13 protein-coding genes are annotated in these 11,672 nt (G+C 34.6%); 12 read left to right on the top strand and 1 reads right to left on the bottom strand.

What is annotated here, in order from left to right:
• The first annotated feature begins 206 nt into the window (after positions 1 to 206).
• From Q0K80_RS08720 to Q0K80_RS08690, 7 genes are read left to right on the top strand one after another with little or no spacing between them, the layout of a single operon-like run.
• Entirely contained in the window at positions 207 to 2,249 is a 2,043-nt protein-coding gene (locus Q0K80_RS08720; protein ID WP_294605485.1) for a PTS sugar transporter subunit IIA, read from the top strand.
• A 2-nt stretch (positions 2,250 to 2,251) separates the two neighbouring features.
• Positions 2,252 to 2,863, top strand: coding sequence for a bifunctional 4-hydroxy-2-oxoglutarate aldolase/2-dehydro-3-deoxy-phosphogluconate aldolase (locus tag Q0K80_RS08715; protein ID WP_294605483.1), 612 nt, complete (start codon positions 2,252 to 2,254; stop codon positions 2,861 to 2,863).
• Between the two features lie 20 nt (positions 2,864 to 2,883).
• Positions 2,884 to 3,348 carry a PTS sugar transporter subunit IIA gene (locus tag Q0K80_RS08710; RefSeq protein ID WP_220220667.1) on the top strand — a complete coding sequence of 155 codons (465 nt, stop codon included), beginning with the start codon at positions 2,884 to 2,886 and terminating at the stop codon, positions 3,346 to 3,348.
• Between the two features lie 4 nt (positions 3,349 to 3,352).
• A complete protein-coding gene (locus Q0K80_RS08705; protein ID WP_220220668.1) occupies positions 3,353 to 3,646 on the top strand; it encodes a PTS sugar transporter subunit IIB in 294 nt (97 codons plus the stop codon).
• Positions 3,647 to 3,656: 10 nt separating this feature from the next.
• Positions 3,657 to 5,057, top strand: coding sequence for a PTS transporter subunit IIC (locus Q0K80_RS08700; protein ID WP_294605479.1), 1,401 nt, complete (start codon positions 3,657 to 3,659; stop codon positions 5,055 to 5,057).
• Between the two features lie 25 nt (positions 5,058 to 5,082).
• Positions 5,083 to 6,228: a galactonate dehydratase gene (dgoD, locus tag Q0K80_RS08695; protein ID WP_220220670.1), complete on the top strand. Its 1,146-nt coding sequence runs from the start codon at positions 5,083 to 5,085 to the stop codon at positions 6,226 to 6,228.
• A gap of 5 nt (positions 6,229 to 6,233) precedes the next feature.
• Positions 6,234 to 6,689: a hypothetical protein gene (locus Q0K80_RS08690; protein ID WP_220220671.1), complete on the top strand. Its 456-nt coding sequence runs from the start codon at positions 6,234 to 6,236 to the stop codon at positions 6,687 to 6,689.
• Between the two features lie 221 nt (positions 6,690 to 6,910).
• Here Q0K80_RS08690 and Q0K80_RS08685 read toward each other — a convergent pair whose 3' ends face one another.
• Entirely contained in the window at positions 6,911 to 7,630 is a 720-nt protein-coding gene (locus Q0K80_RS08685) for a GntR family transcriptional regulator (protein WP_294605476.1), read from the bottom strand.
• Between the two features lie 184 nt (positions 7,631 to 7,814).
• Between Q0K80_RS08685 and agaB the strand changes: the two genes are divergently transcribed.
• From agaB to Q0K80_RS08660, 5 genes are read left to right on the top strand one after another with little or no spacing between them, the layout of a single operon-like run.
• A complete protein-coding gene (agaB, locus tag Q0K80_RS08680) occupies positions 7,815 to 8,291 on the top strand; it encodes a PTS galactosamine transporter subunit IIB (RefSeq protein WP_294605474.1) in 477 nt (158 codons plus the stop codon).
• Between the two features lie 22 nt (positions 8,292 to 8,313).
• A complete protein-coding gene (gene agaC / locus Q0K80_RS08675) occupies positions 8,314 to 9,111 on the top strand; it encodes a PTS galactosamine transporter subunit IIC (RefSeq protein WP_220220674.1) in 798 nt (265 codons plus the stop codon).
• Positions 9,101 to 9,898: a PTS galactosamine transporter subunit IID gene (agaD, locus tag Q0K80_RS08670; RefSeq protein ID WP_294605472.1), complete on the top strand. Its 798-nt coding sequence runs from the start codon at positions 9,101 to 9,103 to the stop codon at positions 9,896 to 9,898. Before agaC ends, agaD begins: the two co-directional genes overlap by 11 nt.
• A 13-nt stretch (positions 9,899 to 9,911) precedes the next feature.
• The gene (locus Q0K80_RS08665; protein WP_294605470.1) at positions 9,912 to 10,343 is read left to right on the top strand and encodes a PTS sugar transporter subunit IIA; all 432 of its coding nucleotides are present in this window, start codon (positions 9,912 to 9,914) and stop codon (positions 10,341 to 10,343) included.
• A 13-nt stretch (positions 10,344 to 10,356) separates the two neighbouring features.
• Positions 10,357 to 11,433 carry an SIS domain-containing protein gene (locus tag Q0K80_RS08660; RefSeq protein ID WP_294605468.1) on the top strand — a complete coding sequence of 359 codons (1,077 nt, stop codon included), beginning with the start codon at positions 10,357 to 10,359 and terminating at the stop codon, positions 11,431 to 11,433.
• Positions 11,434 to 11,672: the final 239 nt, after the last annotated feature.

Raw genomic sequence — 11,672 nt, 5'->3', positions numbered from 1 at the left:
TTTTTTGCATACACTTTTTAACTAAGGCACTTTTACTTCCACAATATCCTTTTTAAGTATTTCTAGAATCTTTTGTTGGAATTATTGAAAAGCTTGAAATTATTTTTTGTCTAGAAAACGTATAGCTATATACATATTTTTTAATGAAAGCGAATTCACGAAGACAGTTTTGCTATAGAATGAAAATTGAAAGGGGGAAAGTTGTAATGAATGAGAGGATCCAAGAAATTATTTCCCTTTTAATGGAAAAACCAGGAATAACAATTGTGGAGGTGATGCAGGAATTATCGTTAACAAGACGTCAGATTAATTATGCAGTAAGTTTAATCAATCAAGAATTAGAAGCCCATGGGTTAGCACCAATTTTAAGGCATGCTAATGGAACGTTCACTTTTTCAAACAAAGTCAAAGAATTACTTGTTAATGATAAGAAATTAAACGATTACTTTCCTAGTACGAATCGAGAAACAACGATTTTATTATATTTAATTATCAATGTGGATTATGTATCACTTGATGATCTAGCTGTTGTTGTTAGATGCAGTAAAACTACTATTCTTCGGAACCTAAGGGTTGCTGCTAAGGCTGCTGCGCGATATCAACTTGCAATCAAATATAACCGAAGCCGAGGTTACTTTTTGCAAGGCGATGAAACACAGATTCTAAGATTAGCAACAGCACTGGCTTTAAAGGAAAATGATACTGCAAATAATAGCTTATTGCGGAATGATATTTTTACTGAAGAGATTGTCCATAATGCAACAGTTTTGATAACAAACTTTGAAAGAAAATTTCAAGTTTCGTTTTCGGATAAATACTTTGAGCATTTGAAGCTATTAATTCAGACTATTTTAGCTCGAGGAATATCTACTAAAAAGAAGGGCGAATCAGATAAATTTATTGATCAAACTAATGAGTATAAATATTTGCGTAGACAAAAGATTATAGCCAAACTAACTGATTTCTATGTTGAATGGGTAGCCTTATCAATTTTATCCGCTAATATTTTTAATAAAGATAATTCAGAATATAGTCCCGATGAAATTGAATTATTTGGTTTTATTCATCAGATGGTTGAAGGATTTAAACTGAAAGTTCTAGTGGATATTCCAAATCAATCAAGTTTTGAAAAAAGATTGTTAAATCATTTACGCCCAGCTTGCTATCGCGTTAAGTATAATTTACCAAATGTTGAATCTATGGACATAAGTGAAGATGAAGACCAAAAATTACTGTCTAGTATTATAAAAGATTTATTGCAACCAATCGAAGAATGGCTAGATACTAAGTTCTCAGAAAACGAGATCAAATTATTAACTTATTATTTTGGATACTTACTGATTGATAATGAAGGATCAAGGCAAAAAAATAGTACTAAATATACTGCAGTGGTGGTCTGCTCTAATGGAATAATAATGTCCAATATTTTAATCAAAATATTAATAAGCATTTTTCCAGAGATCAATTTTTTAGGAACCATGTCAGCCAGAGAATTTTCTGAATCTGACCAAAGATTTGATGTGGTTTTTTCAACCGTCTTGTTAAAAACAAAACTTAAAAATTACCTTGTCAAACCTAATATGGATAACTCAGAAAAACTTTCTTTACGATATCGAGTTTTAAAAGACTTGGGTCTTGACCAAATTGATCATAAAGCAAATGAACTATTACAGCTGGTCGGTAAATATACCAAAATCGAGGATGATAAAAAATTACGAACGGGTATTGTTAACATTCTTTTATCCAACTCAAATGAAACCATCAAAATTGACATTGAGTCACCAAAATCGCCAGATCTTTTGAGCTACATCAAGCTGAAATATATCCAGATAATAGAAGATCCAAATCCTGATTGGCAAGATGTCTTGTATCAAGCAATAGAACCATTGATTGTTGATCAAAAAGTCGAAGAAAAATATTATTTAGAACTCGTCAAACAAGTTTCAAGTAGATATAACTATAGCTTTTTAGGCGAGACAATGGCTATTCCACATGCGAGTCCAGAAAAAGGTATTTTAGACGATGGGATAGCAATTTTAATTTCGCAACATCCAATTAAGCTACCTTTCGGTAAGGAGGCTAGGATTCTAGCACCTGTGGCATTTTTTCATATGGACCGCTACCTCAAGGCTATTAATCAATTGGCTAACCTAGCAACAAATGATCAACAAATAGGCAAGTTGCTAAATACTAGATCTGCAGATCAGGCATTTGAAATTATTAGAAAATACGTTAAAGAGGATAACTAATAATGGACCAAAGAAAATTTCCAGAATATACAATAATTCTGCGAAACTACACGCAAGTGCAAGCCAATGCAGTGCTTGAAGCCATTGTGGGCTTAGAAGCAGATTTTGCTGTTGAAGTAACAATGAATAGCCGAAATGCCACCAAAATAATAATGCAATTAAATCAAAAGTATGGTAGCCAAGTGAAAATTGGCGCAGGAACGGTTTTAAACCTTTCTAAAGAAAAGTCTGCCATTGCTGCAGGTGCCAAATTTATTTTGAGTGCCTGTGCAATGAGTAAAGAAATGATTAACTATGCTCAAAAAAATAAGGTTCTAGCCATCCCCGGAGTAATGACACCAACGGGTGTTTTTCAAATGATCAACTATGGTGCTGATATTGTCAAAATCTTTCCAGCAACAGTCGTTGGACCTAGCTTTTTTAAAGAAATTCAAGGGCCTCTAGGAGATTTAGACTTAATGGCGGTTGGAGGAGTATCAGAATATAACATTAAAAAGTTTAAAGATAGTCGAGTTAAATATTTTGGTATTGGCTCAAATGCTTTTAACCAATCGGATATCGATAATTTGAATGTTAAAGGATTACAAAATTCACTTTTGAAACTGGTGAAATGAGCATAATTTGGTGAAATATATTGGAAAAGATAATTTTAGATGAGAACTTAATTTTTCAAAACCTAAGCTTTAAAACAAATATTGAGCTGGAAGGTTTTATGGCTGATCAGCTTTATAAATACGGCTATGTTAAAGAAAAGTATAAAGCTGCACTTCTAGAAAGAGAAAAGCACTTTCCAACGGGATTACCATCTTCACAACCAGCAGTAGCAATTCCACATGCAAATGCTGATTTGGTAAATAAAACAACTTTAGCCGTTGCGACTTTGGCAGAACCTATCAAGTTTAAAAATATGGGCAATGTTAAAGAAGATATTCCGATAAAAATAGTGATTATGCTTGTGATTGCGGAACCCCATAGTCAGGTTGAGATGCTGCAAAAGGTTGCCAGCATTGTCCAAAATGAGAAATTAAGAAAACAGTTTTTACAAGTTTTAAACAAAAAACAATTATTAGAGCTTGTTCAATTAGCTATAGGAGATTGAGAACATGACTAAACACATTTTAGTTGCATGTGGAAATGGAATAGCCACTTCCACAGTTGTAGCAACAAAAATTAAAGAATACCTCAAAGAAAATGGGATTGATGCGGATACTACGCAGACCAGATTAACTGAAGTGTCGTCTAAAGTGGCAAATTATGACCTTTTGGTAACTACTGGTCAGTTTAGTGGCGATACTCATGGAACACCTTATGTTTTAGGACTTTCATTATTAACGGGGATTGGTGCGGAGAAAACTTTAGCTGATATTAAGGCTGCTCTAGTCAATCAAGAAGTCTAGGAGGAAATTTATGTGGTCTCAAATTGCTAACGGATTCATGAGCGGCTTTCAATTCATTATTAATTGTGGGCCGACAGTTATGCTGCCAATTATTATTACCATTGTTGGTTTGATTTTTGGCTTAAAAATTTCTGCGGCTTTTAAGTCAGGCCTTACTTTAGGAATTGGCTTTGCTGGAATTAAGCTTGTACTTGATTTTATGACAACTAATATTGGTCCTGCTGCAAAAGCAATGGTAGAAAGAACCCATGTTCAGCTTAATGCATTAGATGTAGGCTGGGGTTCAATTGCAGCCGTAACTTGGGCATCACCAATCATTGCAATTCTTATTTTTGTAATTTTATTAATTAATATAGTGCTATTAATTTTAAAAGCAACACATACGTTAGATGTAGATATTTGGAACTATCATCATATGGCGATAGTTGGAATAATGGTCTACTTTGTGACAAAAAATGTATTTTTGGCTGTTGGTAGCGTTGCTGTCATGGCTATTATCACTTTTAAAATGTCAGATTGGTCACAGCCAATGGTAGAGGGCTTTTTTAAAATTCCTGGTGTTTCATTGCCTACTGTGTCTGCATTATCATCTTTGGTAATTGCCGTTCCTTTAAATTGGATATTAGATAAAATTCCTTTATTTAGAAAATCTAAATTCAGTATCAAGGATGCACAAAAATATTTGGGCTTTTTTGGTGACTCAATGATTATGGGTTTATTGATTGGATTAGCTATTGGTATTTTCGCCGGATATGATTTACAAAAAATTTTACAATTGGGCGTTAGTATGTCAGCAGTTTTAGTTTTAATTCCTAAAATGACCTCAATGTTCATGGAAGGTTTAATGCCTATATCTGAATCAGCACAGAAATGGTCACAGAAAAAGTTCAAGGGTAGAAAATTATTTATTGGATTGGATGCAGCAGTTATTGTCGGTAATCCTGATGTTATTACTACAGCCTTAATTATTATTCCTTTAACAATAGCTATGGCTGTTGTTTTACCTGGGAATAGGGTCTTACCGTTTGCTGACTTAGCTGTTGTTCCTTTCAGAGTAGCTATGGTAGTAGCTCTGACTAATGGTAATCTTTTGAAAAATATAGTTATTGGTCTTGCAGTAACAGCTTCACTTTTATGGTGTGGTTCAGCAACCGCTCCAGTATTGACTGCAATTGCTAAGTCGGTTGGTATAAAGCTTTCAACAGGGGGAAGTCTCTTGATTTCATCATTTGCAGCAACATCAATGATTCAAAGCTATATTGTTTATTTCTGCTTTACTTGGCATCCTGAATTTTGTGTCCCTATTTTAATTATTATAATTGCATTGATCTGGTATTACTTTGATTTTAATAAGCATATTAACAAAGCGGCTGAAGCAGAAGAAGTAGCCTTAAAATCTAAAAATAATTAGTTAAAAGGATAGGAAGAAAAGCATAATGAAAATTTCTGATTTTGTAATTTACCAAGTTAAACCACGCTGGATTTTTATAAAGATTAACACAGACGAAGGAATTTCAGGTTGGGGGGAATTAGTTTCTGGAACAAAGACAAAAACAGTAGTGGCTGCTGCTAAAGAAATGTGTACGAAGATCATAGGACAAAATCCGTTTGAAATCGAACAAATTTGGCAAAGATTACATAGGTCATTTTTCCGAGGTGGTCCAATCAACGGAACGGCAGTTTCCGGTATTGAAATGGCGCTTTGGGATATTAAAGGTAAAGCATTAAACCTGCCGGTTTATGAACTCTTAGGTGGTGCCGCTAGAAGTAAGATAAAAGTTTATTCATGGATTGGTGGTGATCGACCTTCAGATGTAGTTGAAATGGCGCAGCAACGTTGGGATCAAGGATTTAGAGCTGTAAAAATGAATGCAACTTCAGAAATGCATTATGTTGATTCCTTAGAAAAAGTTGATGCAGCGGTAGAGCGGGTTGCCTCCATTCGAGATAAGTTCGGCGATAAAATGGCGATTGGAATCGACTTTCATGGTCGTGTACATAAGCCGATGGCTAAAGTTTTAGCTAAAGAATTAGAGCAATATCATCCAATGTTTATCGAAGAGCCAGTTTTGCCAGAAAACGAAGAATATTTTGCTCAAATTTCTAACGAAGTTTCAACACCAATTGCGACTGGAGAAAGATTATACACTAGATGGGGATTTAAAAATATCTTTAAACAAGGGTCTGTTGACATAGTTCAACCGGACGTTTCACTTTGTGGTGGTTTGTTAGAGGAGCGTAAAATTGCTGCAATGGCAGAAGCATTTGACATGGCTGTTGCTCCACATGCTCCTTATGGTCCTGTAGCATTAGCTGCTACTTTTCAAGTTGATGCTTGTACTCCAAATGTCTTTATTCAAGAACAAAGCTTAGGTATACATTATAATCAGGGTTTTGATTTGTTAGATTTTGTTAAGAACAAATCGATTTTTCAGTACAAGAATAGTTTTGTTGATATTCCTAAAGGACCTGGTCTTGGAATTGAAATGGACGAAGAAAAGATTAAAGAAGTTGCTCAACAGGGACTAGTTTGGAATAATCCTGCTTGGTGTAATGATGATGGAACAATTGCTGAATGGTAAATTAAATGAATGAATCGATTGCTATTTTAGTTTTTATCTTGCTCATGTTTTTAAGGGAACTATCTGATATCAGAAAGATTCAAATTAAAGCAAGGAAAAAACCGTGTCAAATGCTAATGTCAGTCTTTATTGCAATTGGTCTAGTTGCTCTTTTTTGGTCAAATAAAAGCATTCTTGACCTGAGATTACTTACCTTTGTTGCATTAGTTTTGTTTTATGGCTTTGCGCCACAAGGAATTGGTTCAAAAAGAGTGATTAAAGTAGGAATTTTAAATGGTGATTTGGATAAATATCAAAAGATTGAACTTGAATCATGTGATCCAAGTAGCCACTGTACAAAAGTGTGGTTCTATAAGAAAAAGAATAGCGTGACTGTTCTTGAAGTTAAAGGGAACGTTAGATTAGTTCAAAAATATTTGTGTCAACATGTAAACTCCAAAATAGTCCAAATAAAAAGTTGAAAATGCTTTAAAGGTTGGAAATAAGAACTTCCGACCTTTTTAAGCTGTATTAAACAAATAAAGAGTTACAAATTCTACAGATGTGTTACTGGCCATATTGTTTCATGTTTTGTCCTGATTAAGTAATTTGGCTATGATAAAAAACCTCGAAATTTTTAAACTTCGAGGCCTGTCTATTCAGTATGTTGAGTGCTTTTAGTTTTTGCAATCCGTTGGTGGAGTTATTTTTTATCGTGATGGATATATTTGTAGTTATAGACGAATTGGTCGCTTCGAGCTATACAAAAAGTATATTCAATTGGTTCTTGCAATTTATTGTAAGAAGTCCGATTAACTTCTAAGCAAGGAGAATGGTGTTCTACGGATAACAGGTCAGCATCCTGATTAGAGATTAAACAGGCACGAATCGATTCACTAACTAAGTGAATTGATTGGTGAAAAGTTTTGCTCATTACAGAATACAATGAATTATTTTCTAAGTCATTTAAAGTTAAAGTAGAAAATTTAGCGAATGGTAAGTAGGTTTTTTCAATCATCATAGGAACTTGATCAGCTTTCCTAAGAAATTTAAGCCTAATTACTTTGTTACCAAGATTTATTTTTAGTTTAGATGATAGTCGTTTATCAGAATTAAAAACTTTAAACTCCAGTAAATTTGTTTCAGGTACCTTACCCAATGATTTCATTTGTTCAGTGAAACTGTAAACTTCATTAAGGGCTGTCGGGACCGACTTTTCTGAAACAAACGTACCTTTACCATGAACTTTATAAATGTATCCTGCTTTTTCTAACTCATCAAGCGCTTGCCTGACAGTATAGCGACTTACATTAAAGCGCTCAGCAATTTCTCTTTCACCAAGCAATTTTTGGCCCTTATGCATATTTTTTTGGATATGGGATTTTAAGGAACTAACTAATTTTAAATAAAGTGGTTTTTTCATAATTACTTTCTAAATACAAGGTCCGTACCACGGGCAATAACAGTTACATTTTATAATTTTTACATTAATTATTATAACAAATATAAATTAGTAGGTATAAATTATATTTACACTGTAACCGCTTACTGATATTATTAACTTAACATTGGTATGGACCAATAGAAAAGTTTTAGGAGGTTAGATAATGAGTAAACCAAATATTTTGTTAACCAGAATAGACAATCGGCTTGTTCATGGACAAGTTGGAGTGATCTGGACCAGTTCGATTGGAGCTAATTTGCTATTAGTGGCAAATGATGATGTTGCCAAAGATCCTTTACAGCAGAAATTGATGCAAAGTACCTCTGAATCGTCAGGAGCTCAAATAAGATTTTTCTCAATCCAGAAAACGATTGATATCATCGGTAAAGCTGCTCCAAGACAAAAAATTTTTATTATCGTTAAGACACCGACTGATGCTGTTAAATTAGTTGATGGCGGCGTACCAATTAAAGAGATAGATGTTGGTAATATGCACTTTTCTACAGGTAAGGAAAAAGTTACAGATAAAGTATACGTTGATCAACAAGATAAGGACGATTTAATGAAACTGGTTGACGCTGGTGTCAATATTTACATTCAAGATGTTCCGGGTGATAAAAAAGTACCAATTGATTTCTAATTAAAGGAATTTGGAGGAGAAAATGAAAATCACTTTATTACAAGGAATTTTACTCAGCATATTCGGTGCAATTGCTGGGGTGGATTCATACACGGAAGCTCTATATATTTTTCGACCGATTATTAGTTGTGCAGTTACTGGTCTGATACTTGGAGATCCAATAACAGGTCTGTTAGCCGGTGGGGTAGCGGAACTTACTTTTGCCGGACTAACCAATGCTGGGGGCACACAACCACCTAATCCAGCTGTTTGCGGCATAATGACGGTTGTAATTGCACATACAACTAAAGTTGCGCCTGCAACTGCAGTTGGTTTATCGCTACCATTTGCAATGTTGATGCAATACATTATCTTAATGTATTACTCTTTGTTTTCAGGCTTTATGCCTAGTTTGGATAAGGCGGCTGAGAAAGCTGAAACAAAAAAGTTTAGTCGTTATGTTGCCTTTTCCATGGCGGTTGTTGGAATTACCTTTTTCATCATAATTTTTCTATCTTCATATGCCGCACAAGCTCCGATGGCAAGCTTAGTCAAAGCAATGCCAACATGGTTAATTCATGGTTTCGAACTGGCTGGAGGTGCGTTACCAGCAGTTGGATTCGCAATGTTACTAAAAGTACTATTGCGGGTAAGTTATTTCCCATACTTGTTACTAGGCTTTGTAGTGGCTAGCTTTATTAATTATTCGAACGTTTTGCCTGCCGCGGCTATTGGTGTTGTCTTTGCAATGATTGACTTCTTTAATACTAAACAGAATCAAAAATTGAAAGATCAAATCAATGAAATTAAGGAAAACGGAGGCGCTGAAGATGGTATCTAATGATGCAAAAAAATACACCAAAATAAGTAAAAAAGACATTACCATGTTAGGTTTACGGTCATCAATGTTTCAGCTAGGCTTTAATTATGAAAGAATGCAGGCTGCTGGCTGGACCTGGGCGCAAATCCCAATTTGGAAGAAAATCTTTGGTAAGGACAAAAAGGCATTATCTGAGGCAATGGTTGATAATATGAACTTTATCAACACTAGTCCTCCACTTGTAGCTATCCTACTTGGACTTTTAGCTAGTATGGAGGAAAAAAGGGTAGATCGAAAAACGATTAGTGGATTGAAGAACGCCTTATTTGCTCCATTAGCTGGTATTGGCGATGCAATTTATTGGTTTACAATTATGCCGATTGTAGGTGGGATTTGTGCATCATTTGCTTCTAAAGGAAATCCTCTTGGCCCAATTATTTTCTTCTTAGTTTATTTAGCCATTTTCTTATGTCGAATTCCTTTTGCACATTTAGGCTATGATATGGGAACAAAAGCGATTGATGTTATACAGGAAAATTCAAAGATTATTTCTAAATCTGCTTCTATCATGGGACTAACTGTAATTGGTGCCCTAATCAGTTCCTACGTAACTTTATCCCTGAAAGTAAAAATTGGCAGTGTGTCTCTACAAAAAGATTTTCTGGATAAGGTTTTTCCTAACCTTTTACCTTTAGGTTTTACTTTCTTTTTGTATTGGCTACTAAAAAAGAAAAAAGTTTCACCAATTATTTTAATTGTTGTTGTCTTTGTCCTCTGTATTGCTTGTTCATGGCTTGGAATCATGTAAAGGAGACTAAATTTTGACTAAACCAAAAATTATTGTTGTCGGCCATGGCAATTTTGCATCTGGCATTTGTAGTTCACTTGAATTGTTTGTTGGTCCGCAAAATAAATCCAATTTTATCGATTTTACAAAAGAAATGAATGAGGATGATTTAAAGAAAAAAATCAATGAACAGGTAAGTAACCAAGAGATTATTTTCTTTACTGATCTCGTCGGTGGAACGCCTTATAAGCTAGTAGCAGAATTAGCCTATCACAATGATCAGATTGGAGTTGTGGCTGGATGTAATTTGAGTTCACTTCTAGAAACCACTTACCGAGATTATCATTCTAAAGAAGAATTAATGCATGACCTAGTGGCAATCACTCAAAAGACAGCCCAAGTTTTTGATAAAACGACTTTGACAAAAGAAAATCAGGATAAAACCAATTTTTCTGATGGTATTTGAAAGGAACTTGATTATGAAAAGTATGTCATATTACGTAAATTCTGAAGCATCCGTTTATCAACAGATTAGAACTAACTACCAAGAATTGTTAAAGCCGATGATTAATAGTTTCAAAACCAATGAGACTAAGTACAAATCAATTGTCATATTTGCTACTGGTTCCAGTTCTAACGCTGCTTATGGTGCGTTACCGTTGATGACTGAGCGATTAGGAATACCAGTTTATGTGGAAGAGCCATCGATAGCTGCTAACTATCAAAATCATTTTCAGGATGATATTTTATATATTGCCATTTCTCAAGGCGGTCATAGTGCTTCGACCATTAAAGTTGTTAAAGAATTGCTCGCTAAAAAAATCACTGTTTTTGTTTTAACTAGTGATTTAAATAGTCCGATTGCCCAGACAGGTGCTCAGCTAATAGAGATGGGAATGGGGATTGAAGAAATGCCATATGTAACGCTTGGTTACAGCGTTACAATTCTGTTGTTGATATTGTTTGCAATTGAAGCGGCACACCAAACCAAAAGATTATCTTCAAAGGGATATGAAAAAGATATTAAGGAAATAGACCGTATCATAGAGAATCTGCCCCACATTGTTCAGCAATCTGAACGATGGGCTGATCGCTATGTTAATGAAAACAGTGAGCTGAAGAGAATCTATTTTATTGGTTATGGTTCTGCTTATGGGGTTGCCCGTGAAGGCGAGACTAAAATTACGGAAACAGTTCATATCACAGCACAAGGGAAGGAATTAGAAGAATACATGCATGGTCCATATATTGGTATGCATGCGTCTGATCGCTTCATCTTTATCGAACCTCAAGGCAAATTAGAAGGACGAGCAAAAAAATTACAGCACTTTTTACGATTGCATGCTAAGCATGTAACAGTTATTGCTAGTTATAACTGTACTAACGATGAGGTGGATAGTTTAAACCTGAAAACAGATGTTAATGAATTATTGACATCATTATTCATGACCATTCCGATACATTTGCTTGCCTATAAATTGGCAAAGGCTAGAGAAATCAATCTGGAAGTACCAGCTTATCCAGAATTCGATGAGATAACTAAATCTAAATTATAGTATTTGTTTGATATAGTGTAGCTAGTATATTGATATTAAGCTACTAAGGCAATAATTAAGAGTCTAAGAAATTTTCTTAGACTCTTTTTGTGTATTATTAACTGTTAATTTCTAGAACTTATTTCGGCATGATGCTGACGTCTTTTCCGTTAGTAACTATAAGGCTAACTAGCTAGAGTTTTTGAGATCAAAATTTTGCAGGAATAACTAGTGGATCAAAGCTAGTCTTGTTATCTTTT

This window comes from uncultured Lactobacillus sp. (genome assembly GCF_945290125.1).
GTDB lineage: Bacteria > Bacillota > Bacilli > Lactobacillales > Lactobacillaceae > Lactobacillus > Lactobacillus rizhaonensis.
The sequence above is the reverse complement of the archived record's forward strand: the minus strand, read 5'-3'. Positions and strand labels throughout refer to the sequence as shown.